A 25,229-nucleotide genomic window follows, 5' to 3' on the forward strand; every position below is an offset into this window, starting at 1 on the left:
TCTCCGCTCTTCACGGATTGACCCGATCCCAATTCCAGGCACAAAACGTAGTTGGGCATGAATGCCCATCTTGTGCCCAGGTTAGGCCCACGCCTCTCGGGGGTCATGTGCATTCACCCAATCGCTCTGTGCCCGTCCCTTGGCATCCCTGCTTCAGCGATCGGCATGGCCACGCAGCCCTTCTGCCACCTTTAAGCCTGCGAATGCCTTCCATGCGGATTCCGTGTCACTCTTTCAGCTCGATATGCTGATAGCAGACAGATAGGGACGGCGTGCTGCCCATAACGCCACGCCTCCGAGAATCTGTGACCCGCCACAGACCAGCAGCAATGGCATTGCCAATGACCCGTCGCCTTTGAAAAAGGCATGGCTGAGCCAGCCGACGAGTGTCGGCCCCAGGCCGAGTCCGGCCAGTGTCATGATCATCAGGCACAACGCCGTCGCTCGTCCGATCATCACCACAGGCACCAACTGCCGCAGGCCGGCCGCCCAGAGTCCACCGGTCATCGCGATCGTGAAAGTAGAAGGTGCGATAAAAGCGGCAGCAACGCGCCCATCGATCGGCAACAGGAACCAGAGCCCGAACACCACGCTGCCCGCTGACGCCAGCAGCCCCACTCGAAGCACGGCATCCCTGTGCCCGGCGGCAGTCCAGCGGTCCGCCAGCCAGCCACCAAAAAGCACCCCCGCGCCTCCAAAGACCGAGATGATGATGCCGTAGGTCATGCCGAAGGTAGCCACGGACCAACCGTGCGTTCGCACGAAGTAGCTGGGCAGCCAGGCCGAGGACGCGTAGCCGGACATGCCCATCAGCGCGAATCCGCTGGCCAGAAGCAGGATCACGCTCCAGCGCCCGCGCAGGAGCGTCCATTGGGCCGATCCAGCCTGGGATGCCGGCACGGTGCGCGGTGGCTCCCGCACAGCGAGCAACAGCAGTGCCAGCGCGGGTCCGGCACTGGCAAGTAGCAGCAGTACCGCCTGCCATGGCTGCACGGCGCCGATTACCGGGAGCGTCCAGTAGGCACCGCTTTCGATCATTTGTAGCAGCACCCCGCCGATCAGCACCGCGGCGCCAGCGCCCAGATAGACACCCAGCGAATATACGCTGGTCGCGCGTGCAGCCTGATGAGGCGGAGCATATGCAGCGATCAACGAATAAGCCGCGGGCGCCAGCGCCGCCTCACCGATCGCGAGCGCCGCGCGCGCCAGCAGCAGATCTCCGAAGCTTCGCGACAGTGCGGTCGCTGCTGTTGCCAGGCTCCAGAACAATAGCCCGGCGATGATCAGGTTGCGGCGATGGCCGCGATCCGCCACGTAGGACAAAGGCAGGCCGGCCAGGACGTACGCCAGTCCGAACACCCCGCCCAATAGCAGCCCAACTTGCGCATCGCCGATCTGGAACTCCGCCTGGAGTGGGGCCACCAGCAGGCTGAGGACCTGGCGATCCAGGAAGGACAGCATCGACGTCAGAAGCAGCACGCCCACGACGAACCAGAGATACAAGGGTCGGGCGACGGGACGCTCAGGGCTCACGGGTTAATTTCCAGGAAGGCAGGGCAGCAGTATGAAGCCTGCCGACGCAGCAGGATGCGCCAATATCGTCCAGCATGCGCCTTGGATCAGCCGCCGGCTCCGGCCGTGCGGCGCATGAATTCCCCGAGTTCCTGCATCGTGTAGAAGTACGCGACCTCGCCCGAGGCCACATTCTCGACCCTGCCGATGGCCTGGGCGGGGGTGGGATCAGCGGGGTCGCACAGCTGCACGACGAAGGAACGTGCTGCCGCCTGGAGGGCTTGAGCGAGTGCGGCGGGCAGAACAGTGCGTTCCATGAGTCTCCGATCCTGCCGGTGAATCTCACCACCCCTCTCGACCGGTGGGCTTTCCATACGGCTGCGGCTCAGTTGCCCCATCGCAAGCTCACCGCCACCAGCCCTGCCAGTTCGTTCAGGTCCATGACTTGCAGGTCCAGCCCGTACCAGATTCCAGAATCGCCGGCTGTCTCCCAGGAAACGCCCGCCAGCCAGCTGTGCGTCTGGTAGTCCACATCCAACGGACGGCCGTTTAGGCGGACCTGCGTCTCGTTGCCGAGCGAGAAGTATCCACCGGCCCGCAGGGTCATGGCGCTGCCAGGCCAGTTCCAGCCGTAGCCCAGCGTCGGCGCCAATCCGAAGCCACTGGCCGGCGCATGGTCTTCCACCGACTGCGCCAAGGTGATCGGCGTCAGGGCCGTTGAGCTCAGGTACACATCAAAGTCATCGATGTAGCTCAGTGCCACCTCGACCTTCCAGGGCGCACTCAACCCATAGCCGACACGCAGGAATCCACCAGGGACTGCGCGATCGAGCTTATCGACCTCTCCTGCGTAACCCTCCCTGGCCAGGTCCCGCCGCAGGCCTTCCCGACTTTGACTACTGAATGCCGATCCCACACCTGCCGTGAACTGGATTCCGGCACCGGCACCGGTGGTCAGGAAAGTCATCGGCGGGGGCGGCACGCTGGAGACCGGCGACCGCGTCGGGGTTCCCGCCAGAGGCACGGCCGGATAGGGTGAGCGGTAGATCTCTACCGGCGGCGTTGCCGGAGCGGCTACAGGCGGCGGAGCAACCGGTGCTGGCCGCGGGCCTGCGTAGTTCAGCAGATACTTGTGCTTGAGGTACCCCTCGGTACCCCCTGGGGTTCGCAGGCGCACGAACTCGCCATGCTCCGCCAGCACGGTAACCGCTTCGCCCTGATTCAATACGCCGAGGATGCCGCTGCCCAGGTCAGGCTGCGCGCGGACGTTGATCATCAGCTTGGCCCGAGTGGGTGCCGCTGTCTGTGCCGGCGCCGGCGGCGCCCAGGGTAGCGCTGCCAGGGCCAAGGCCCAGACGGTTCGCTTGAATCGCCACTTAACCGGCCGTGTCATTGCAGATCGCTCCAATAGAAAGCCCTCTGCCACTTTGGTACTGGCAGAGGGAAAGGCCCCGGCGCTTGATGGACACCGTGGACTGGGCCTGAACTCGTGCTCGCTGGGAGTCGTCAGGCACGGGTTCATAGAGTTCAGCTCACCGTCGCTCTAGTACCGTGGCCTTTGCTCGGATTCGAATTCCCTTTCAACAAAACTGGCTTTCAGCCCGAGACTGCGCTCATCGGGGACAATGGCGCAGTCCCGGACCGGAGCCGCCTGGCTTATCGGCCGCTGCGGACCAGACTGCTCTGGTTGCCGATGGCGGTGGCATTGAGGTTGTTGCCGCTGGTGACGGCCCCGCCCGTGTAGCTGCCCGGCGTGGTCAGGCCGGCCGTGCTGAAGCCGACATTCACACTGCTGATCGTCGCCGTCACCGTAGTGTTCAGCAGGCTCTGGCCGGCGCTCAGGCTGGTCAGCGGGCCGCCCATGGTGCTCACGCCATTCAGCTGCACCTGCTGATTGCTGCTGTTGGCGATCGTCTGGGCCACCACGACGTTGCCATTGACCGACAGCGCCGTCGGGATCGACGAGTCGGAGAACAGGCTGCTGCCGATGCTGCTGTCCGCCACCCGTGCCACCAGCACCGCAGCGTCGGTGGTCTGCGTGTCGTTGGCCGTCACCGCCGTGGTCGCAGCGTTGAAGTTGCCGCTCAGGTTGTTCAGCAGACGGCTGGAGTCGTTGCCCACCGTGGTGGCCTGCAGCCGGTTGCCGCTGACCGCCGCTGCCGGCAGAACGCTGCCATCCCCGCCGATGACGCCCACCATAGTGTTGGTCACCTCCGAGAACAGGTCGCCACTGGTGGCCGCAGCGTTGCCCGTCAGGGCCTGCGTCGCAGTCAGCGCGATCGTGCCGGTGGCGCTGGAGAAGGCCGCGCCGTCCAGGTTGTTCAGCACGCGGTTACCTGCCACTGCGGAGCGGACCGTATTGTCGGCCACACTGACACTAGTATTGGCACCCAGCGTGGCGGCCTGTACGCCGATCACATTGTCCGTGGTGCCGCTGGTTGCACTGATGCCGCCGCTGGAACCGCTGATGACCTGCGTGGCGCTCAGGGCAATCTGCCCGGTCAGCGTGCCCGACACCGTGCCCGTGGTTTCGCTGTTGTTGCCGGTGGCGCTGGTGACGGCCTGGTTGCTGTCCACCGTCAGTGCCGCGAGTCCTTCGGTACCCAGCTCACCGATACCGACCGCGCCGATCCGAAGGCCGCCGTTGCTGGCCGCCAGCGAAGCGTTGCTGTTGAGCGTTTGCGTGGCGGTGGCGCCGAGCGTGCCGTCGATGTTGGCGGCGGAATCACCCAGGTCCACCACGCGGCTGTCATTGCCGCTGGCGACCGTGGTGACGCCATTGGCCGAGACGCTCAGGCTGGTGGCACCTGCCCCCGCAACGTTACCGATGTTGGCGTCGGTAATTCCGGCGTTGATGCTGTTGCTGCTGGCCGTGACCAGGCTGTCCAGCGTCTGGGTGGTATCGATGCCCGCCGTTCCGCCGGCCGCGATGCTGCCGAAGATCCCACCCAGGCTTGCCGTGCTGTTGTTGGCTGCCGACACGGCGACCAGGCTGTTGTCGGCGACGCTCACGCTGGTGCTGCCGGTGCCGTTTCCGACGGTGCCGCCGTTGAGCAGGTTCGCGCCGAGGTTGACGCTGTTGTTGGTGGCATCCACCGTCGCTCCCGCGCTGGCCTGGGTAACCGTGGCGCCGACGCGTGCGCTGGCCCCCACGGTACCGTTGACGCCGGCACCCACGATAGTGGACAGGTTGTCGGCCGCATCGGCGCGCACGCTATTGCCGGTGACCGTCAGGCCGGTGCCCGCGCGGGCGTTGCCCAGGCCGAGATCGGCGGCCGTGGTGGCGGCGGTGACGCCAACATAGACGCCGCTGTTCTGAGCCAGCGAGGCACCGATGCCGCCGGTCTGGCTGACCAGGCTGCCCACGTCGCCCTGATTGATCTGGCCGGACACCGCGCCGAACACGATTCCCGCATTGTTGCGCCGCGAAAGCGCCTGCAGCGTGTTGCCGTTGACGTTGAGCGAGACGTTATCAGTGTTGCTGCCGAACAGTGCTGCCGTCGGGCTGGACTCGACCAGGCCAAGGCCGGTGTCAAGATTCTGCGCCCGCGTGTCCACGTCATCCGCGACCTGCGTGAGGCTGACTCCGAGACGGTCGGTCGCGCTGGGCAGATTGACCACGCCGCTGACCGCGCCGATCTGTGCCTGCGCCTGGTTGGCCTGCGCCTGCGCAGCAAGCTTGTTGTCGCTGATCGTCAGGTTGAAGCGGCCATCGACGATGTCGATGGGCTCGGTGGCGCCGTACAGGCCGGCGCCGGCGCGGGTCAGGCCAGCCACTACGTCCGATACGCCGCCAGCGGCGGTGTTGGCGGTCTGGGTAGCACTGAGTACGACCGTGCCTTCAAAATTGCCGCTGGCGCTGTCGAGCGTCTGCACCGAGCGGTTCAGCTCGGTCTGCGCGTCCACGGTATTGCCGGAGACCGTGATCTCCGCCGCGGCGCGGCCCGGGTCCGCGCTGATCGTGGTGCCCGCGTCAATCACGCCCAGACGCAGGTCGGTGACGTTGGCGCCGGTGCTGATACTGTCTGCCGCCTGGGTGGCGCTGACCGCGGTGGTGCCGGTGGCATTGCTGCCGCCGCTCTGCGCGCCCAGGCTCTGGCTGTTGCGGTTGACCGTGATCAGGCTTGCGGCACGGTTGCCGGAAACGGTCAGCTGCGGGGCCGCCAGCGTGGTGGCGCTGGAGCCGATTCCCAGCCCGTTGACGTCGGCGGCCAGGGTCAGGAGCTGTGTCGATGATCCGATCGCCTGCTGGTCCTGCATCACACCCAGATTGGCTTCACGCGCGCCGGCGAACGCGGCCACGCTCTGCTGGGCGTTGTTGCCGATCACCTGGCCGATGGCGGTATTGTCCGAGACCGTGGTCTGCGACAGGGCGTCGGTGGTAGCGACGGTGCCGATACGAGAATTGCTGATGTTGGCGCTCAGTGTGAGGTCGCCAGCGACCACGCCCAGGGTCTGGTTGCCACCGATGCTGGCCGTACCGGCCTGCACGCCCGCGCCGAGGTCGGCCACGGTGCTCTGGTCGTTGCCGGTGGCGATGGCCGTGAGGAGGTTGCCGGCAACGTTGCTGCTGACGCTGGTGGCCGTATCCACGCCGCTCAGGCCGATCAGGTTATCGGCGGCGATGGACTCGATGTTCACATCGAGCGTCTCCGCGCGCACAAACTGCTCGACGTCCGCGACCAGGCTGTCGTCGGCGCCATTCGGGCGTGCGCTAACGCTGGCAGTCGCACGGTTGCCGGTGGCCGCGGATTGCGTGCGGTTGCCGTCCACGACCAGCGCGCTGCTGGTGACCGTGGTGACGTCCACGCCGACCGTGGCGCTGGCGGCGGCACTGATGCTGGTGTCGTTGACCGTCTGCAGTCCGTAGGCAACGCTGTCCACGTCGCTACCGCTGAGGGCATCGGTCAGCTCCAGCACCAGGCGATTGCCGTCGGCCACCGATGCTGCGCGATTGCCGCTCACCGATATGCCGCCTGCGATGGTATCCACGGTACCGGCGCCCGCCTCGTCCGTCAGGCCCAGGACCGAGGTGTTGATGCTGGCACTGACGTTGGACTGCTGGTCCAGGCCCTGGACGCCGACAGCCTGCAGGTCGCCGAGGATGGTCAGCGTGCCCGGTGCGGGATAGGTGTTGTCCTGCGCTGCGCTGGTGGCATCGTTGCCGCCTGCGCCCGAGTTGGCCCCACTGGCGATCAGCCGGCTGGTGCTGTCGTTGGCGCGCGCGGTGGCCGTCAGCGCGTTGCTGTCCACGGTCACGCTGGTGGCTCCAGACAGTGTGCCATCGTTGGTGATCCGCACGCCGGCTCCCGACTGCTCGATGGTCGCGGTGCTGGTGGTCTGGTCGGTGGTCGTCGCCAGCGCAGCGACAGCCAGGCTGTTCTCGCCGGTGGCAATAGTCTGCGAGGCGAGCTGGCTGATGACCGTGGCATTGGATGCCAGCGTGTTGCCCGAGGTGGCCAGCGCCGCATCCACGGCGTTCTCAACAGCGGTACCGACCTGCGCGCTCTGGACCTGCGCCTGGATCTGGCTCGGGTCGGCGAAGCTGGTGAGGATGACGGAGTTGCTGAGTTCGTTGGTGGCGGCCACGAGGCGCGATGGGCCTCCGGCGCTGGGCTCGCCTACAGCGAAGTACTTGTCAGTCGACACGAGAACCTGTCCATCCGGAATCTTGATGTCCGATACGCCAGTGACCGTGGTACCGGGATTCTTGTTGTTGATCGCGGTCAGGAAGTCGGCATAGGCCGCGGCAAACTTCGCCTCCGCATCGGCGCGGTCCACAGCCTCGATGGTGAACCCCCCCGTCTGCGTTCCGTCACCCGGAATCTCGATCTCAAAGGTAAAGGTGATGTCCGCCGCTTCGTCGGTGAACACCAGATACTTCGTCTCGGGGCTGTCGCCGTCGATCACCTTCAAGGGGGTTCCTTCGATACTCACGGCGCCCGACGGCGGCTTGACCACCCCACCGGTCTGGGTGATCTCGATGTTGAGTGCGGGCCCCGACTGCTGGGCGAAGGCCGGCTGATGGATCGCCAGACTGATAAGGCCGAGGGCGGATAGGGCAAACGGTAGCTTGTTGTTCATGGAAGCGGTCCCCTTGAATATTTAGGTATGACGTTCGGTGCATCGAATGGGTTGCGGTGCGGCGTTCAATCGCCGCGAGGTTCGCCGGTCATGGCGGACCTCCGTGCCGTCGTGGCGGGTCGCCGGTCGGTGCCGGCTTCATCGGGCGCGGACTCATGGGGCGCTTCCGTCGCGCGGTCGGCGCGAAGCCTCAGGCCCGATGCCTCGCGGTCCAAACTGTCCCTCGCCCCCGCCAATGTCGGGGCGGCCGGTCTGCGGCAGCAGCGGTGCAACGGGCGTGGAAACCGCTGGCGCCGAAGCTGCTGGTGCGGGCGCCACGGCCGTGTCGGCCGATTCAGGCCGCGACGCGGCTCCTGCTCCGCCGGCGGTGCCGGCCTTCGGCGCCGCCAGGATCGACGCGGCCCCATCCAGCTTCAGAGAACTGCCCGGTGCCAGCTTCAGGTTCTCGGGCCGGTACTCGATACACTGCTGCGGATCGACACCCGCCATGGGGCTCAGCAGCTCCAGCACGGCCTGCTCAAGCGTGGTGCGCACGGCCAGCTGCAAGGGCTCCAGGTGCTTGCCGCCCACCTCGACGTCCACCAGCACGTCGCTGAAGAACTCGAACACCGACAGGCTGACCTCGCGCCCCACCACCTGCTTCTGCAGCGACACGGTCTCCAACACCTCCAGGCTCTTGGAGTCCACCAGGCGCAGGTCCACGGCAACGTTGGCGATGAAGCTGCGCGCCGAGGGGCCCATCTGGTTGATCTCGGCCCGCACGCCGCCGCTGGTGATGGTGTAGTTGAGTTCCGTGATGCCGCCGACGATGAAGTAGTCGGTCTCCACCACCGTGCCGCCGGTGTAGGGCTTCCAGGGCACCTGCTGCACGTCGCCGTTGTTGTTGACGGCGTGCACCTTCTCATCGCCCAGGTAACGCTTGCCCAGCAGACCCAACTCCCACTCCGGCACGGTGGTGTCGAAGCGCTCGAACACACGAACCGCGCCGCGCAGCTTGCCCAGCGCGGACATGGTCATCAGCGAGCCGCCCTGGGTGATGGCGGAACCACCGTCCAGTTCGGAGAACTTGCCGGTGTAGTCGCGCACCTGGCCCACGCCGATCTTGGGCTTGGCGGGAATGCGCTGGCGCAGGGCGGCGCCCATGCACTGGAAGGCCGGCTCCAGCGGGGTAGTGTTGCGGGTGACGCTGGGGCCGACGATCTGCGGGGCTTGGTCCGGGGCGCGCTGCACGCCGCCGCCGACTCCGGCGCAGCCGCCCAGAAGAGCGGCTGTGAGAAGGACGAGACCGTGCCGCATCACGGGCTGGTCTCCACGAAGTCGCAGGCGCGCGAGTCTTCCACGTTGGCATGGACCTGGGAGTCGTTCATCGACTGCGTGGTATCCACGGTATTGAGAATCTGGGCGCCGTCAGCGGAGATGCTGCCCAGCGAGACCGTGGTCGGGCTGTTGCTGATTCCGGAGGTCAGGGTGCTGCCAGTGTTGGACTGGCCGACCTGATTGACGTTGGTACCGTTGGCGGCGTGGCTGCCGCTGTTGAGCTGGCTGTTGCCGTCGAGCTGAAGGGAGCTGCCGACGTTGTTGTTGGCATTGAGCGCCGGGTAGGTGTTGGACCCGCTGACACTGCTGTTGACCCCTGAGGCGCTGTTGTCGGCCACGGAATGGTTGCCGGTGGTGGTCGCATTGAGCCCGGAGCCTTGCATGCCGACGGGAGCAATACCCGAGCCGGAATGCGTCGGCGAGGCCGCGTTGCCCGTGGCGCTGACGCTGAGGTTGCAGTTGATCTGTCGCTCGATGTTGTTGGTGGTGTTGAAGACGTAGCCCCCCGCCTTCTTGCGCTCGCGCAAATCCAACGTACTGAGCTTGACCGAACGCGCATTGGGATCGGACAGCCGGTAGGCCTGCTGGCCACCCAGATCATTGGCCTCGGCCGAGGCAAGAGCACTGCCAAGTACGATCCCGATCAAGCCATTCCGCAACCACTGAGGGAATCTGGCAGTCATTTTATTTATCTCGCCGGGTACATCAGAGGCTCCCATCGCGCCGGTCCCCATCAAGGACTCGGTGGATGCCGGAAGGCAAAGGAGCGGCGCCTGTAGGAATGCAGTCTCTGCCAACTTCCCCAGGCGCCGCCGTGCCTGTCCTCAATTCATCTTCACGATCGTGAGATTGCTTCCGCCATCGGTCGCGAGCGGCTGTGGCGCCGTGCTGCTGTTTGCTCCAATGCAGTAGAGCTTGACGCTGTCTCCGGCTGCCAGCGGGACAAAGCCAATCACTTCACCCTTGCCCTTGGTTCCGGCGATAGTGTTCGTTTGCTGCACGGGATACGGACCGTAGATGTTGGAGTCGCTGTACGGGCTGTAGGGCGTGTTGTTGGTCGATATGGTCAGCTGTAGCCCAACGGTATTCGTAGCCGGTGATGCATCCGGCGTATGGACGCGCGCCTGCACCATGTATAGCCCCCCCTGGCCCGGACCCACCGTGAAAACGCTGCCGTTCCAGCTACTGCCGTTGCTGGGCGACGTTAAAACGTTGTTGAAGGCGATGGTGGAGGGAGTGGTACTGATGGCAGTGGGGCATGTCTCGCCGCTACCGCCCAACTTGTTGGCCCGCAGCTGGACGCTGGCGCCGCCCCCGGCGCCCGCCGTCGGCGTGGTCCACTGAGTGTTGTAGTCGGTGCCATCCACCTTGGCCAGCACCTGCCCCGCGGAGCCGCCCACCGGCACACCCGGACCCGTCTCTCCCGTCACGCCCGTGGCGCCGGTCGCGCCCGTGGGGCCGATAGGGCCCTGGATGCCCTGCGCACCTTGGATTCCCTGCGTACCGGGGGCACCCATCGGGCCCACCGCACCCTGCGCACCCGTGGCGCCGGTCACGCCCTGGATGCCCTGGACGCCCTGCGCGCCGGTGGCTCCGGTCGCACCGCTCATGCCGGTTGCACCGGTGGCGCCCGCCACACCCTGGATACCCTGCGCGCCGGTGGCCCCCGTCGCACCCTTGGCTCCAGCCGCGCCGGTCGCGCCGGTCGCACCCTTGGCGCCGGTGGCACCGGTTGCACCCGTACCGCCCTTGGCGCCGGCAGCACCGGTGGCCCCCGTAGCGCCTTTGACGCCCGCGGCACCCGCAGCGCCCGTGGCCCCCTTCGCGCCCGCCAGGCCGGCAGCACCCGTGGCACCCGTCGCACCCTTGGCTCCAGCCGCGCCGGTCGCGCCGGTCGCACCCTTGGCGCCGGTGGCGCCCGTCGGCGCTACCAGGGCCAGGCTGGAGGAGTGCTTGGACAGATCCTTGCCCGTGGTCAGGCTGCCAAAGCGGTTGGGGTCACCCAGGGAGGAGACGTACAGCTGGTAGCTCACCCCGGGCGCCAGCTGGAAGCCGGTGGGTACGCGCGCCTCCAGGTGGCCGTCGCTGGTCTGCAGTACCTGCAGCGTGGTGCCGTTGAGCTGGATCAGCGGCTCGATCGAGGATGACGGCGGGGTGAATTCCTGGCCGTCGATGTACAGCGTGTTCGACAGGATGCTGGCGCTGTGAATCTGCAGGTCTGCCGCCGCCGGTACCGCGTACCACGCGGCGATCAGCATCGAGGCGGTGCACAGCTTACGTTGGAAGTTCATCCGGATCCCCTGTTGGTGGCAATGGCGGTGACGGTCACCGCAGCGTTCACCAAATCCTAGGCAAGCCGCGCCACGAAGAACGGAGGAAGTTCGGAGGAATTTCGGCCGGGGGCTCCCAAAGCGTGAAGTCCGGTTTGCCGAACGCGGCCGGCGTCAATCAAGCTTGATGACGCGGATGAAGGTGCTGCCGTCCTCGGCAAGCGGGATGGCAACAGCGGTGGTTGTACTCCCCATCCGCACCTTGAAGTAATCGCCGGCGTTCAGGTAGACCGTCGTCGACACCCAGCCGCGACCCTTGTGCGGGGCCTGTGCGGTGTTGTTGTTGAATAAGCCGTCCCCGTAAAGGTCGTCGCCGTCGTTCCAGACGTTGCCGACCTGGATGCTCGGTATCGGACCGCCACTGGTGGCGGAGGCGGTGGCCTGCACGACGATCTGGTAGAGCCCCGCCTTGGCCACCGTGAAGGTGTCGGGATTGCCGGAGCCGGTATTCAGCTCGGCGCCGCCGGTGCCGCCGACGTTCGCGGGGAGAGGGCTGGCCGAGCCGGTCTCGTTGGACGCGTTGGTCCAGGTGCCGACCGACGCCTCGGGGGCCGTGACTGTGGTATCCCAGTTCAGCACCTGCGGTGGCGCCACCGAGGAGCCAATGTTGACGGAGGCGCCGGCTACCTTGACCTGGGCAAACAGCTGCAACTTGGGTGTACTGCCGCCGCCACTGCCGCCGCCGAGCGCGATGCCACTCGCCGGCCAGGCGCCGCCGGCCTTGGGGCCGTAGAGCTGCTTGTTGGTGGTGTCGACATAGAAGTCGCCGTTGTTGCCCAGGCTATCGCTCGGCGCGCCGCTGCCGCTGAGGGTGGCGTTGCCGCTGGTGCCGGTGGCACCCGTGGGACCGGTGGCGCCGGTGGGGCCGGCAGGGCCCTGGACGCCCTGCATACCCTGCACACCCATCGCGCCCTGCGGGCCTTGTGCGCCGGTGGCCCCCGTGGCGCCCTGCGGGCCGCTGGAGCCGGCGGGGCCGGTCGCGCCGGTGTCGCCGGTCATCCCGCTGATGCCGGCCGGGCCGGTGACACCGATGGGGCCGGCAGGGCCCGCGGCGCCGGTGGCGCCAGTTGCCCCCGGCAGGCCGTTGGCGCCGGTCGCACCGGTCGGGCCCACGGTGCCGGTCGCACCGGTCGCACCCGCCGGACCGGGCACGGTGCTGGCCGCGCCGGTGGCGCCGGCCGCACCCGTGGCCCCCTTCTGCACCACCAGCGTCCAGGCCGCATCGGTCCCGGGGATGGCACCGCAGCTGCCGTTGATCGCGCAGACCCAGGCCGAGCCGTCGTGGCTCACCACGTCACCCAGGGCATAGCTGCTCGCGGCGCTGAAGGCGCCGCGGTAGCTGTTGGAGAAGGAGCCTGTGGCACCCGTGGGGCCGGCATTGCCCGCCGCACCGGTCGGTCCCGTGGCGCCCGTCATGCCGGTCGCGCCAGTGGCCCCTGTGGCTCCCTTCACGCCCTGGATGCCTTGAATGCCCTGGATGCCTTGAGCACCCGTCGCGCCGGTGGCGCCCTTGGCGCCCACGGCACCCGCTGCACCGGTGGCACCGGTGCCGCCCTTGGCTCCCGCAGCACCGGTGGCGCCGGTGGCGCCCTTGGCGCCGGCGGCACCCGTGGCACCGGTCGTGCCTTTGGCGCCGGCCGTGCCAACCGCACCCGTGGCACCCGTCGCACCCTTGGCTCCAGCCGCGCCGGTCGCGCCGGTCGCACCCTTGGCGCCGGTGGCGCCCGTCGGCGCCACCAGGGCCAGGCTGGAGGAGTGCTTGGACAGGTCCTTGCCCGTGGTCAGGCTCCCGAAGCGGTTGGGGTCGCCCAGGGAGGAGACGTACAGCTGGTAGCTCACCCCGGGCGCCAGCTGGAAGCCGGTGGGTACGCGCGCTTCCAGGTGGCCGTCACTGGTCTGCAGTACCTGCAGGGTGGTGCCGTTGAGCTGGATCAGCGGTTCGATCGTGGATGACGGCGGGGTGAATTCGCTGCCGTCGATGTACAGGGTGTTCGACAGGATGCTGGCGCTGTGGATCTGCAGGTCCGCCGCCGCCGGTACCGCGTACCACGCGGCGATCAGCATCGAGGCGGTGCACAGCTTGCGTTGGAAGTTCATCCGGGTCCCCTGGTGGTGGCAAGGGCGGTAACGGCGCCGCCCGCCTCTCCCCAGGATGCTAGGCAAGCCAACACCAGAAGAACGGAGGAAGTTCGGAGGAATTCAGGACCCGGCTATCGCGGGTTCCTACCGGCCTGCCGGGCCCAGGCCGCGCAGTGCGTCCAGTGCGAACCGGTGATTGGCCTCGACCCGTGGCCGCTCGGCTGCCGGCAGGTGCGGACTGGCCAGCAGTTGCTCGCAGGCCCGGCGGGAGTCTTCATGATCGCCGGTCCAGTAGCTGGAGACCGCGTACTCGTCGGCGGCACGCCAGAGGTAGTCGGCGCGGTCGACGAACAGGATGTCGTCGGTCATCGGGGTGTTCATGGCGCGCTCGGCAAACAGGCGGCCAAGGGCGTAGCGACCCAACAAGCGCTGATAGCGGGCCAACGCACTGAGCGTTTCGGCTCGCTCGGGCCGACACTGGTAGGCCCTCAGGTAGCGCTCGGTGACTTCCGCGGCGCCGTGGCCCAGGGCCTCGGCGAGCCGCGCTGCGGAGTAGAGCGAGTACCAGGTTTCCTCGATCCAGTCGCCCATGGCCGCGCGGCGTTCGTAGGCCGCCAGCGCCTTCTGGGGCTGATCGCTGTCGCGGTAGCTCTGGGCCAGGTAGAAGACATAGCGGGCGTTGTCGGGCTCGTCGCGCAGGGCGGCCTCGAGGACCTCGGCGTCGCGGGCGTACTTGGTGACGGTGTCGATCTGGCTGCGGCCGCCGTCGGTATGGACCTGCACGGTCGGGCCCGGCAGCAGTGGCCTTTCAACGGGATGTCCGCAATCCGGATACTCATGCAGCACGCCGACGTAGCGCCAGGGAAGCCGGGCCCGTAGCAGGCAGACCCGGCCGTAGTCGACGCCGCCGAAGTGGACGTCGAGCGTATAGGCGTCGGCCCGGAGCGGCGGCCGGCGGTAGTCCGGCGGCAGTTGAAGGACTTCATCGGCGTCGATCACGAAGAGATAGTCGGCACGGCCGCGAGCCAGTTCCAGCGCCTCGGACCGGTTATGGCCGAAGTTCTTCCAGGGCCGCTCGAACAGCTCGCCGGGCAGATCGCGCAGGTGCTCCCGGATCAGGTCCTGGGTGCCGTCGGTGGAGCCGGTATCGACGATCACCCAGTGATCGATGAACGGGCGCACGGAGTCCAGGCAGCGCCGGATGATGTGGGCTTCGTTCTTGACGATCATGCAGAGGCAGATGGTGGACATCAGTAGCATCCAGATAACGAGGAGTACGGGCCCGGAGCTTGCTTTGGCCGCGCGTTGACCATGATTGGCCGGGTTTCGCCGGAAGAAAGGAGGAAATTCGGAGGGATGAAAGCCGGAGGCTATCGAGGGCGGGCGACGATCAGTCCCAGATCGAAGCGATCAGCGCCCGGGCTTCCACCTGATCGGAGAGCGCATGCCCTTCGGAGAAGCGCGCCAGCACCGGCTCCAGCTGAGCCCGCGCCTCTTCCGAACGGCCCTGGTCGCGCAGCAGCCGCGCCAGGCTGGTGGCGGCACGCAGTTCCAGCGACAGCGCCTTGCGGCTGCGCGCCAGCTCCAGTGCCTCCCAGATCGGTACGGTGGCCGCTGCAAGGGAACGAGGACGAGCGCGCCTTTGCAGCTCGCCGATGGTCCGCAGGGCCTCGGGCTCCAAGGGGCGATGACCTCGCCGGCGGATCAGCTGCAGCGCCTGCTCGGCGGCCTCCATGGCCCTCGGCAGATCACCCAGGGCCGCCCAGGCCTGAGCGAGGTTGATCAGGCCGATGGGCGCGGAGATCACAAGGCCCAGGCGCCGCATTTCTTCGAGCATCGGTTGCAAGGTCCGCACGCCGGCCGCCGGGTCGCCGTTGCGGAATTGCGCGACGCCGAGCAGTATCGATGCCCAACGCCGCCCCTCAGTTTGGCCATAGCGCTGGGCCAATTCCAGCATTTCTTCGGCCAATATCAGCAGTCCGCGATAGTCGCCGGTAAAGTCGAGTACCAGTCCGCGCGACGCGCAGACCGCAACACAGTGAGTGTAGGGATTGCCTAATCGCTCCGATGCCGCGCAAGCCTGGTCAGCGAGGGCCAGCGCCTGCTCGGGATATCCGAGAAACCAGCGGGTCAAGGCATGTATACCCAATACGGCGATCTGACCCTCCGGAGCGATCTTGGTCGTTTCAGTGGTTGCATGGATCAGCCGCAGGCCTTCCGAGGCATATTGATCCGCACGCTCGTGGAGACCCATGTTGTGCAAGCTATGACTGGCCCAGCCCAGCCCTCCACACTCCAGGCCGACGTTACGCACGGCTCGGCCTATATCGCGCAAGCGCTCTCCCAGGGCGACGGCGCGCTCCAGGTCGAGGCTGAAATGCCGGGAAACCCATTGGACCTGCACGGCCGGAATCAGCAGCGGATGGTCGCCGACCAGATCGATCAGTGCGTCGATCCGGTCACGATGCTCGAAGGCGGCATCGGCACCGAATCCATGCTCGATCTGAAGGCTGCGACTGGCGACGATGCGCAAGCCCAGCTCGATGGCATGCCGCGCAGCATCGGGCGCGAGGGGTGCCAGGAGCGCCAGACCCCGCGCAACCTGCTCTCGGACTTCGTGTGTGGCGAGTCGGTCCAGCGCGGTCTGCGCGGTCTGCACGCACCATTCGGCCGCCTTGGCGGCAGCGCCTCCGGCTTCGTAATGGTGGGCCAGGTCGGTGGCAATCTCGGCACCGCGTCCGGAGTAGGCCGTTTCCAGCCGCTCGGCCAGCCGGCGGTGCAGACGCGCAAGGCGAGAGCCGCTCAGACGCTGGCGCAGCGCCTGCCCGTACAGGGTATGCCGGAACTGGAAGCGGCCGCTCACGGTGCCGTCCGGCCAGATCGCCAGGCCACGCTCGGCAATGAAGAGCTGGCGCCGGACCAATGCTTCGAGCGCCTCCTCGACCGCCTCCACAGGAATGCCGCTGCCAGCTGCCGCGGCGGCGGCGGCGAACTCCTGGCCACTGACCGCGCCGATTTCCAGCAGCAGTTGCTCGCTGGCCGTCAACTGTGACAGCTGCAACTCGATCAGCTCGCGCAGCCGCGGCGGCACCACGCCTTCAAGGCCCGACGTGCCAGCCGGCGCAGGGATGCCTTCGCGCAGGTAGTCGGTCAGGTGGATCAGGAACAAGGGGTGCCCGCCGCTGCGGCGCAGGATCTCCTCGCTCTGCTCGGGGCTGCTTTCAGCCAGCCGGCGATGGATGAGGAGCCGCACGTCGTCCGGCTGCAGCGGCGCCAGGTGCAGGGTCTGTGCCCGCCCCCGCGTGGCCAGGTTGAGCTGGAGCGCACGAGCAGGGTGCTGGGTCAGTATGGTTTCAATCGGACGGCAAGAGCAGATCACCAGCAATCGCGCAGGCGACTCGCGCTGAGCCAGCAAGCCAAGCAACGCAACCGTCGAAGCATCGCTCCAATGCAAATCCTCGATGACCATCACCAGGGGACGGCTGGCGGTGTAGGCTTCCAGGGCCTCAACAAGCTCGCGGCGCAGCCCTTCCGGAGGAGCCCCGGCCGTGATACGCCGCAATTGCTCGATCTCCCCCGGAGGCAGGAATTGAGCTAGCTGCCGCAGCCAGGAAGGCGCGCTTCGACGTAACTGATCGAGCAATTCCTCGCCTTGGGCGCCACGCGCCCCTCCGTCCAATGCGTCATAAACAGGCTGGTAGGGCTCGCTCTCGCCGGTCGTTTCCAGGCAGCGGCCAAACCACAGGACCGTGTTCGGCGCGTCATGCCGTAGCCGCTGGAGAAAATCGTCGACCAATGCAGTCTTGCCGATGCCAGCTTCGCCGCAAATGAAGGCAACCTGGCGCTGACCCTGCCTGGCGCGCTCGTGGAGATCGCGCAGGAACTGCAGCTCAGCTTCGCGCCCGACCAGGGCGCTGTCCTGGGGAGAGGGAGGAGTCGCGCTGGGGACGACAAGGCGAAACCCAATGCGGTGGGCGGTAAGGATGTACTGCGGATTTCTGGGATCGTCCTCGATCGCCTGCCGCAGGGCCTTGATCTGGTAGCTCAGCACGTCGTCGACGACGATGGCGCCGGACCATACGGCGTCCATCAAGGCGGAGCGCGTCACTGCCTCCCCCGGATGGCAAGCCAGCGTCCAGAGGACGGCGAGCGCCTTGCGTTGGAGCTTGATTTCCCGATTTTCGCGCAATAAGGGGCCGTGTCTGCCCATCAGGCAGAACGGTCCGAAGCGGATCGCGGAGGTCTCGCTCATTGGCGGCTATGTGGGATTCATCGGCGTCGCCGAGTTTACTCCGCGCCATGCCCAAAACGGCGCCCCTCTGCTCAAATCTCCCGAGCAGCGCTGCGCCGCATGAATTCGTCCAGCTCCTGCAGGGAACCGAACTGGGCCTGCTCACCGGTGGCGACATTTTCGACACGGCCACTGACGGGCTTGCTGGCCTGTTTAGGCGGGTCTTCATGCAGCTGAACGACGAAAGAACGGGCAGCGGCGAGGCGGCCGCCGAAGGCAGCCGTCTTGGAGCGTGGGGAGTTCATAAGGCGGGCTCACCTCTGGCGGAGTCGTTCCTCCATTGTCTGCTGGCCGCTCGCCGAAGAACGGAGGAAATTCGGAGGCGAGGGGTCGCCCGGCGCGAACGGCGAGCATAATGGCGGCTCAGTACCGGAGAAGGCGTGCTTAGGCTCCATCACGGCCTGTGTGCCGCTCCCGGCCACTCAATATCGGTACTGAACCTGCACCCCGAAACTGCGCGGTTGGCCGTAGCGCCCGTAGATGGTCCCCAGGGTTCCTCGATTGATGGTCTCCAGATAGCGTTCGTCGAGCAAGTTGTCTGCATAGAGACCCAGGTCCAGACGCCCGCCGGCGTCCAGCAGCGCTAGTCGCGCTCCCAGCAAGCGACGGACGTCGGCCTCGAACACGGCCAGGTTGGATGGCTGGGTATAGAAGCGGCTGCGCCAGGAGTAGCTGATGGCACCGGCTGCAGCGGAGCCGCCGCGAAGATTCCAGATATATCCCAGCTCCGTGTTCACCACCCAACGCGGGGCGAACTCGGTGCGGTTTCCGGAGAAGTCCACTCCGGCACCGCCGCCGTCGCGAAAATCCACGTACTTGGACGACAACCAGGCCGTGGAATTGCGCAGCGTCAGGCCGCCCAGTGGGCGCAGCCTCCATTCCAGCTCGGGGCCGTAGCTGCGGACCTTGCCGGCGTTGCTCATCACCGGGGCGACCAGGTTGTTGCCCACGGGGCGGAACTGCGAGACCTGATAGTCCCGGTATTGCGCCAGGAACAGCGCCAGCCCCACTTGAAGACGCTGCTCGAACCAACTGCCTTTCACACCGACTTCATAGCTGTCCGCAGTCTCCTCGGCGAAAGCCGAAGGATCGGTGCGGCCGAAACCGAGCACGTCAGCATCGAAGCCCCCGCTCTTGGAGCCCCGGGCATAGCGGGTGTAGATCATTGTCGCTGGTGTTACATCCCAGCTCAGCGATAAATCCGGCAGCAGGGCCCGATCAGTGTCGCTGCGCCGGGCATCGTCCACCGGCAGCGCCCCGATCGACTGATAGCCCGCAGAAGACTGCTGTGTATATCGCAGCTTCTGCCGCACGTTTAGCAGTCGCAGCCCTGCATCCGCCCTCAGACCAGGCCGCAACGCATAGCTCACGCTGCCGAAAAGAGCGTAGGAGGTGGTTTCGATGTCGGGGGCGACAATCAGGCTGTCGCCTGGATCAAGAGGCGGCACGAACATCTTGATGTCCTGGCCGGCCAGGAGCGGGCGATAAGAGTCCGCGATCTGACGGAACGCGTACAACCCGCCGAGCCAGTGCAGCGGGCCCTTGCCCTGCGGGCTGGCGAGGCGAAATTCCTGGCTGAGGCGGCGGTACTGGTCTACGAAGTCCAGCGTGAGTCCATCTGCCGGGGAGTAATCCACGTCCACCGCCCAGCGTCGTTGTGCCGAACGCCATGCGCTGATCGAGGTCACCTCTCCCAACGGGCTATCCCAATGCACGGTGCCGCTCAGGCCGCTGCTGCGCAGGTCGTCCCGCTGTGGCGCGTCCAGGGCTACGCTAAACGCGCCGGGATTCGCATCGGGACCGTTGCCCAGCGTGTTGCTGAGCGCTTCGCCGGTCGGGAAATCATCGCCGTGATAGGACGTGTCCGCTGCGAAGTCTGCGCGCAGGCCGGGCGCAATGCGCCATTGCAGGCGCATGCGGCCGCCGGCCTCGCGATAAGCATCCGGGCGATCGCCTGTGAGCAGATTGGTGGTCTCGCCTCGCGCGCGAGCAAGGCTACCGCTCACACGAAACAGAAGCGTATCGTCCACAAGCGGCGCATCCATCGCCATGCTCAACCGGCGCTCACCGCTGGCATCCACCCGGGTCAAACCCTGGAGGGAGAATTCCTCGCCCGGCTCGCGGGTGACGAGGCTTACCGCGCCGGAAACGGAGTTCTGTCCGAACAGGCTACCCTGAGGCCCACGCAGCACTTCGACGCGGTCCAGATCCAGCAATAGCGCATCCGTGAGCGGCGGCGCGTTCATGAACACGCCATCGACATAAATGCCCGTGCGCGGCTCGAAGGCAACTTGACGCCCGCCACCACCGACCCCCCGCACGAACAAGGCGGGCGTGCCATTCAGATCACCCAGTTGCAGATTGGCGATACGGCTGTCCAGCCGCCCCAGAGTGAAGCGCCCCTCCGACGCCAAAGCATCACCCCCCACCGCAACCAGCGAAATCGGTACCTTCGCGGCAGTCTCCGGCCGCAGGCGCGCCGACACCGTAACCGGGGCCAACTGCACCACATCCGCTTCGCTTGAAGTGCCGTGGTCATCTTCAGCGAGTGCATGGCACGAAACCAGCGCCGCGGCCGTTGCTGCCGCCACCCGCCTCCAAGGCCTCACGAACCACATCATGATTTCCCTTATTTTCCTGAACTGCCAAATCCGCCACTCGTTCCTACCCGATAGGCTTGCCCGCACGTGCCGCTCCGAGAAAACGACACGCCAAGCAAAGGACCATCACGAGAATGGCCATTCATTGCGACAGAATAGTGGGAGATCCCACGCGCCTGCAAAGCAGTCTTGAATGCGGAAGATCGGACAGTTCCAGGCCACTGGGAAGGCGATCTGCCCTGCGGGAGCAGGAACAGCTTTGTAGCAATGCTGGCGGAACGATCCACCCGTTATTTGATGCTGGCGAAGCTCGGGAACAGGAACTCCGAAACCGTCATCGATGCTCCGATCAAGGTAGCCCGGAGGCTGCCCCGCGATCTGGACAAGTCCCCAACCTGGGCCCGAGGCTCCGAGATGGCCAAGCGATTTGTCTGGCGACTGACATCCGGATCTACCTCTGTGACCCACAGATTGCGTGGCAGCGCGGACCCGCGGCTACGGACAGGCCCCGAGCCGTCGCGGCCGATGGCCCCCCCGGGAAGTCCGCAGGCTGACGTCCCACAGGGCGACGGGGTGCGGATTCATCGGGCCCGGGCTTTCCGATATCCTGCCGGATATCCTCAGGCCAACGCCATGAAGCTGGATCTCATTACGCTGCTCCTGGTCGTGGTTGCTTCCTATCTCGCCTTTGGACTGCTCCAGTGGCGGGTTTGGCTGCGCCGGCCCCAGGAGTCCGCCGTCGCCTTCTGGGCGGCTTCCAACCTGGCCTGCGCGGGCGGTAGTCTGATGCTGGGCCTGCAAACCGTGCTGTTGCCGGCCTTGATGATTGGAATCGGCAATGCACTGCTGGCCATGGGCTACATCCTGATGTGGTTTGGGCTGCGCCGATTTGCCAAACAGCGGGTCGATTGGCTCTGGCTCGCCCTACTCCCCCTGATGATGGCCCTGCTGTTCTCCGCCGTCCCATGGTTTGCCGATCATCCGGCCCACCGGGTTCAAGTGAGCTCCCTGCTAATTGCCGGATTCTCCCTGGCTTGCTTTTTCCAAGGTCGCTCAGCGCAGAGGGCCGAGCATCTGGATATGCGCCGCGTCGCGATGGGCGCCCAGCTCGCGATGTGCGGCGCCCTGGCGCTGCGGGTCTACGGCGTCTGGCAAGGCGAACTCCAGGCCGCCAACTTCGTCGGAGGCGGCAGCAAGCTGGCGCTGGCGACCCTGCTGATGCTGATCATTGGCCTGATCTGGAACATCTCCGTACTGCTGATGGTCGGTGAGCGCCTGGCCAATCGCCTGGCCGATGCCGCGGACTTCGATGCGCTGACCGGCGTGCTGAACCGGTCAGGCCTGCGCCACCGCGCAGACAGGTACCTGTCTGCGGCCCGCCAGGAGCACGCCAGATGCTTTGTCATCCTCATCGACATGGACCGTTTCAAGTCCGTCAACGATACCCACGGCCACAGCACGGGCGACCGCCTGCTGCAGCGCTTTGCCGAGGCGCTCCGCTTCGCGGTGCGCCAGGGCGACCTGGTGGCGCGTCATGGCGGCGAAGAGTTCGTCTGCCTGTTCTCCTCATCGTCCCCAGCCGCAGGCCTGGAGGCCGCCGAACGGATCCGCGAGGCCTGCGCGAGCACCTTCGTCGATACAGGAGGTCAACGCATCGGCAGGACCGCCAGCATTGGGGTGTCGGATGTACAGGCTGACGAGAAGAACATCGATGCCGCCCTCGACCGGGCCGACGAGGCCATGTATCGCGCGAAGCAGGCCGGTGGCAACCGCGTGGAAGCAGCGCTCTCGCCGGTGTCCGTGGACCTCAGAACTGCCACTGCGCCGTGACCCCCCAGACACGGGGATCACCGGCGACCGCTCCGTAGTCTCCCACTCCATAGATGGGTTGCGTGGCCGTGACGTACTCCACGTCCAACAGGTTGCGGATCCATAGCGCGAATTCCCAGCCCTGCGCCGCATCGCCGATGGCGGCGCGTGCCCCCGTAATGCCGTATCCGTCAATGTAGCTGGCACGGCCGTGCTCGACCGTCCCGAAGGTGGCGCTCCGCAGGTAGTGATCGATGCCCCCCCGGAACTCCAGCGAGCCCGACAGGGGCCGGCGGTACATCAGGTTGGCCGCCAGGGTCCAGCGCGGGGCGTTGTAGAGCTGCCGGCCGCTGAGGTCGCGCGTGTTGCTGCGCGTGTCTTCGTCAGGGGCATTGGTGAAGTCCTCGGTGATTGCGCGGTTGTAGGCCGCCGCCAGTCGCAGGAACCAGGACGCACTGAGGTCCATGCCCGCCTCCGCCTCCACGCCTTGCAGGCGAACACGGCCGATGTTGAGCAGGTTGTTCATGCGCGGATTGGGAATGAAGGTCGTGTCCTCGTCGAAGGTCAGGGCCTGGTAGTCCCTCACGCGGGTGTCATACACGGCCGCCGCCAGCGACAGCCCCCGGTGCGGAAGGCGGCCCCGGACGCCGGCTTCGAATGAGGTCGCCCGTTCGGGCCTGAAGGTCGGCTTCACCGTTTCACCGGTTACGCCCAGGTTGACGCCTCCACCCTTGACGCCCCGCTGCGCGGAGACATAGGCCATCCAGCCCTCTGCCAGCCGATAGCTCGCGCTGAGCCCGCCGGAAATATCGCCCTCTTCGTAGCGGTCGCTGCGCTGGAACTCACCACCGGCGACCTGGTCCAGCAGCCCCTGGAAGGTAAGCCCCCGGAAATCCACGCCCAGCAGCTCACCCAGCGGTGTGAGCGCGTCGAGCGCAGACAGCGGGCTGGCCTGAGGATTGCCTCCTTGCCGCGAGCGGCTGACGCTCGCCGTCTTGCGCTCGTGGGTGTAGCGCAGCCCCGCCTGGGTCTCGATCCGGTCGGTCCACTTCCAGGCGATCGATCCGTACGCCGAGGCACTGTCGGCACGCTGGCGGTAGGGTGTACGCACGGTCATCCCCGCCAGTGTCTGCGGCGGGATCAGCGCGTCCAGCAGCAGGCCGCTGTTGCTGCGCGTGGCAAAGGGCAGCTGCTCACGCAGCAAGCCGCCGAACACCCAGGCCGCGAGATCCTCCCCCAGCAACGCGTCCTCGCGTCCGGCCAGGTGCTGGCGCAGCAGCAGCAGGCCGGCGGTGGCGCCAGACCGCACGCCGCGCCGCTGGATTCGCACCTCCTGGCTGAGCTGATCGTGCTCATTGCGCAGGCCACCCGTGACCAGGCGCAGGGAGGTCGCGTCGTCATTCATCGGCGCGAAGTGCCAGTCGCGCCAGGCCGAGATGCTGCTGATCGTCACCTCCGGCGACCAGCGGTGGTCCAGCCGGGCGGTCAACGCATTCTGGCCAAGCCGGGTATAGATGTCCGCGTCGATGTCGGCCACGTAGTCCGACGGGTTCGAGGATGCCCGCCGGTATTCCATGTACTCATCGCGGGCGGTGACCGCGGGGCGTATCGGCGCGGCGAAGGCGAAGTAGCAGCAAACCTCGTCGACCTCGGCCGTCTCGGCAATCAGGCGCCCGGACCAGTCAGGATCGGGCGTCCAGAGCAGTTGCGCCCGCGCGCCCTGGCGGTGACGATCATTGAGCTTGCGCCCGTCGTGGAGATTATCGACCAGCCCCTCTCGCCGGCTGACATAACCTGCAATCCGTCCCGCCAGCCGATCCTCGACCAGGGCGCCACCGGCATGGCCCCTCAGTTGGCGATCGCCGAAGCGGCCATAGGAGGCCTCGATGCCGCCGTCGGGCGAGAAGGATGGCGCCCGGGTCAGGATGTGCACGGCGCCGGCCGTGGTGTTCTTGCCGAACACGACCCCCTGGGGACCCCGCAGCACCTCGACGCGATCGATATCGACGAAATCGAAGATGGCGTAGCTCTGGCGGGCCACGTAGACGTCGTCGATGAAGATCCCGACGCTGCTCTCGATGCCATCGTTGAAGGCGTTGGATCCCAGCCCCCGGATCGAAACCGAGGTCAGCCGCGGATTGGCGGCCATGGCACTCATGCCCGGCGCCAGCGAGGGCAACTGCAGCACGCTGGATACGCCGGCGTCCTCCAGCTGGCTGCCCTCGATGCTCGATATGGACGCGGCCGCCATGAAGCCATCCGGCCCGGCATCCCGAGCACGCACCTCGACGGGAGCCAACCTGACCGGATCAGCGCCATCCTGACGCCCTTGCGCCGCCGCGATCGTCATGGCCGCCTGGGCCAGGAACAAGAATCCGCACAGTTTCGCCCATGCCCCGCGGCCGAGGACAGGAGGCGAACCCCTTCGGCGCGGCCGCCCGATCAGGCCGTGCATCCGGCCCGCTTCGCCGGCCGTAACCAAGGCCAGCAACCGGATGGAAAACCGGGGGGAGTATCCATGGGAGGCTTGGATGGTAATGCGGGCTTCAGTTATCGCGAGCGGCTGGAGTTCGGGCAGTCCTTTGCGCGAATCGCGGAAGGCCTGCCGTTGATGTTCAGGCCATTCTGGCACCGCTGGCAAGAAACGCCGGGCCCCCTGGCGACATTGACGGTCTTTGATTGCCACGGCAGCGTGTCCTTGCGGCTGACGCGGGTAGGCCCAGACAGAATCCGGGTGGAAGTGGCCGGCCGTGAGCGCATGATGGTTTGCGCCGAGGCGGCCCGAAGCATCGCCGAGGCCATCGACGCCAGCGGACTGGCTCCGTTCGACCGGATCCCGGCCAGGCCCCGTCTTCCCGTGTGAAGGTGGGCCGGCGCAAGGCCGGACCACCGCCCACGAGCTGGCTGCTGGATCCTGATCGCAGGCGGCGCTAGGGCGACGAGCCGCGGCTGGAACCGACCAGCTTGTTGCTGGCGGTCCGCGCCACGATCTCGCGGCGGGTTTGGCGGGTGGGCAATGCCGCAACACCCAGTCGGCGCTGGCCGAGGCGGTCAGCACGAAGGAATCGCCCGGAGTGACCCCCCGCGCTCGGATCCGTCTCCATCATTGCAGCCTGAGAATCCGGCCAAGCCGGCTTCCGGCCGGACCGTATGCCTCGATTTTCCGTACGCCTGCATCATCCGCTCGTTGATTCGCTGCCTGACGGG

15 protein-coding genes and 1 pseudogene are annotated in these 25,229 nt (G+C 66.7%); 3 read left to right on the forward strand and 13 right to left on the reverse strand.

The features are described from left to right. Positions 1-234: 234 nt before the first annotated feature. The 12 genes from QT386_RS20615 to QT386_RS20670 form a co-directional block, all read right to left on the reverse strand. Entirely contained in the window at positions 235-1,533 is a 1,299-nt protein-coding gene (locus tag QT386_RS20615) for an MFS transporter (protein ID WP_289275632.1), read from the reverse strand. A gap of 86 nt (positions 1,534-1,619) precedes the next feature. Beyond that, positions 1,620-1,829 carry a hypothetical protein gene (locus QT386_RS20620; protein WP_289275633.1) on the reverse strand — a complete coding sequence of 70 codons (210 nt, stop codon included), beginning with the start codon at positions 1,827-1,829 and terminating at the stop codon, positions 1,620-1,622. A 68-nt stretch (positions 1,830-1,897) separates the two neighbouring features. Beyond that, a complete protein-coding gene (locus QT386_RS20625) occupies positions 1,898-2,788 on the reverse strand; it encodes an SH3 domain-containing protein (RefSeq protein ID WP_289275634.1) in 891 nt (296 codons plus the stop codon). 380 nt (positions 2,789-3,168) lie between these two features. Further along, positions 3,169-7,596: a hypothetical protein gene (locus tag QT386_RS20630; RefSeq protein WP_289275635.1), complete on the reverse strand. Its 4,428-nt coding sequence runs from the start codon at positions 7,594-7,596 to the stop codon at positions 3,169-3,171. 153 nt (positions 7,597-7,749) lie between these two features. Then, positions 7,750-8,892 carry a CsgG/HfaB family protein gene (locus QT386_RS20635; protein ID WP_289275636.1) on the reverse strand — a complete coding sequence of 381 codons (1,143 nt, stop codon included), beginning with the start codon at positions 8,890-8,892 and terminating at the stop codon, positions 7,750-7,752. After that, positions 8,892-9,560 carry a hypothetical protein gene (locus tag QT386_RS20640; RefSeq protein ID WP_289275637.1) on the reverse strand — a complete coding sequence of 223 codons (669 nt, stop codon included), beginning with the start codon at positions 9,558-9,560 and terminating at the stop codon, positions 8,892-8,894. Before QT386_RS20640 ends, QT386_RS20635 begins: the two co-directional genes overlap by 1 nt. A 177-nt stretch (positions 9,561-9,737) precedes the next feature. Continuing rightward, complete coding sequence (locus QT386_RS20645; RefSeq protein WP_289275638.1) at positions 9,738-11,204, reverse strand: hypothetical protein; 1,467 nt, start codon at positions 11,202-11,204, stop codon at positions 9,738-9,740. A gap of 153 nt (positions 11,205-11,357) precedes the next feature. Beyond that, positions 11,358-13,340 carry a hypothetical protein gene (locus tag QT386_RS20650; protein ID WP_289275639.1) on the reverse strand — a complete coding sequence of 661 codons (1,983 nt, stop codon included), beginning with the start codon at positions 13,338-13,340 and terminating at the stop codon, positions 11,358-11,360. Positions 13,341-13,466: 126 nt separating this feature from the next. Then, on the reverse strand, positions 13,467-14,573 hold the full coding sequence (locus QT386_RS20655; protein ID WP_289275640.1) for a glycosyltransferase: 1,107 nt from the start codon (positions 14,571-14,573) through the stop codon (positions 13,467-13,469). Positions 14,574-14,712: 139 nt separating this feature from the next. Beyond that, entirely contained in the window at positions 14,713-17,574 is a 2,862-nt protein-coding gene (locus QT386_RS20660) for an AAA family ATPase (RefSeq protein ID WP_289275641.1), read from the reverse strand. Positions 17,575-17,645: 71 nt separating this feature from the next. Next, entirely contained in the window at positions 17,646-17,858 is a 213-nt protein-coding gene (locus QT386_RS20665) for a hypothetical protein (protein ID WP_289275642.1), read from the reverse strand. A 177-nt stretch (positions 17,859-18,035) separates the two neighbouring features. Next, positions 18,036-20,234, reverse strand: a complete 2,199-nt coding sequence (locus tag QT386_RS20670) for a TonB-dependent receptor (protein ID WP_289275643.1) — start codon at positions 20,232-20,234, stop codon at positions 18,036-18,038. A 177-nt stretch (positions 20,235-20,411) separates the two neighbouring features. On the opposite strand from QT386_RS20670, the pseudogene QT386_RS20675 reads away from it, so the two are divergent. Together QT386_RS20675 and QT386_RS20680 are read left to right on the forward strand one after the other, a co-directional pair. Further along, positions 20,412-20,701, forward strand: a pseudogene (locus QT386_RS20675) (transposase); the annotation flags it as partial. A gap of 145 nt (positions 20,702-20,846) precedes the next feature. After that, on the forward strand, positions 20,847-22,043 hold the full coding sequence (locus tag QT386_RS20680; protein ID WP_289275644.1) for a diguanylate cyclase: 1,197 nt from the start codon (positions 20,847-20,849) through the stop codon (positions 22,041-22,043). On the opposite strand, the gene QT386_RS20685 is transcribed toward QT386_RS20680, so the two are convergent. Then, the gene (locus QT386_RS20685) at positions 22,021-24,273 is read right to left on the reverse strand and encodes a TonB-dependent receptor (protein ID WP_289275645.1); all 2,253 of its coding nucleotides are present in this window, start codon (positions 24,271-24,273) and stop codon (positions 22,021-22,023) included. The two genes, QT386_RS20680 and QT386_RS20685, sit on opposite strands and share 23 nt — an antisense overlap. A 267-nt stretch (positions 24,274-24,540) precedes the next feature. On the opposite strand from QT386_RS20685, the gene QT386_RS20690 reads away from it, so the two are divergent. Next, positions 24,541-24,885 carry a hypothetical protein gene (locus QT386_RS20690; RefSeq protein ID WP_289275646.1) on the forward strand — a complete coding sequence of 115 codons (345 nt, stop codon included), beginning with the start codon at positions 24,541-24,543 and terminating at the stop codon, positions 24,883-24,885. Positions 24,886-25,229 lie beyond the last annotated feature (344 nt).

Source organism: Solimonas sp. SE-A11 (assembly GCF_030345715.1).
In the GTDB taxonomy this organism is placed as follows: Bacteria; Pseudomonadota; Gammaproteobacteria; order Nevskiales; family Nevskiaceae; genus Solimonas_A.

Coding starts and splice junctions, on each gene's coding strand:
- QT386_RS20620 (WP_289275633.1), bottom strand. CDS start 1,829: ATGGAACGCACTGTTCTGCCCGCCGCACTCGCTCAAGCCCTCCAGGCG.
- QT386_RS20625 (WP_289275634.1), bottom strand. CDS start 2,788: ATGATCAACGTCCGCGCGCAGCCTGACCTGGGCAGCGGCATCCTCGGC.
- QT386_RS20630 (WP_289275635.1), bottom strand. CDS start 7,596: ATGAACAACAAGCTACCGTTTGCCCTATCCGCCCTCGGCCTTATCAGT.
- QT386_RS20635 (WP_289275636.1), bottom strand. CDS start 8,892: ATGCGGCACGGTCTCGTCCTTCTCACAGCCGCTCTTCTGGGCGGCTGC.
- QT386_RS20645 (WP_289275638.1), bottom strand. CDS start 11,204: ATGAACTTCCAACGTAAGCTGTGCACCGCCTCGATGCTGATCGCCGCG.
- QT386_RS20650 (WP_289275639.1), bottom strand. CDS start 13,340: ATGAACTTCCAACGCAAGCTGTGCACCGCCTCGATGCTGATCGCCGCG.
- QT386_RS20655 (WP_289275640.1), bottom strand. CDS start 14,573: ATGTCCACCATCTGCCTCTGCATGATCGTCAAGAACGAAGCCCACATC.
- QT386_RS20660 (WP_289275641.1), bottom strand. CDS start 17,574: ATGAGCGAGACCTCCGCGATCCGCTTCGGACCGTTCTGCCTGATGGGC.
- QT386_RS20665 (WP_289275642.1), bottom strand. CDS start 17,858: ATGAACTCCCCACGCTCCAAGACGGCTGCCTTCGGCGGCCGCCTCGCC.
- QT386_RS20670 (WP_289275643.1), bottom strand. CDS start 20,234: ATGATGTGGTTCGTGAGGCCTTGGAGGCGGGTGGCGGCAGCAACGGCC.
- QT386_RS20680 (WP_289275644.1), top strand. CDS start 20,847: ATGAAGCTGGATCTCATTACGCTGCTCCTGGTCGTGGTTGCTTCCTAT.
- QT386_RS20685 (WP_289275645.1), bottom strand. CDS start 24,273: ATGGCGGCCGCGTCCATATCGAGCATCGAGGGCAGCCAGCTGGAGGAC.
- QT386_RS20690 (WP_289275646.1), top strand. CDS start 24,541: ATGGGAGGCTTGGATGGTAATGCGGGCTTCAGTTATCGCGAGCGGCTG.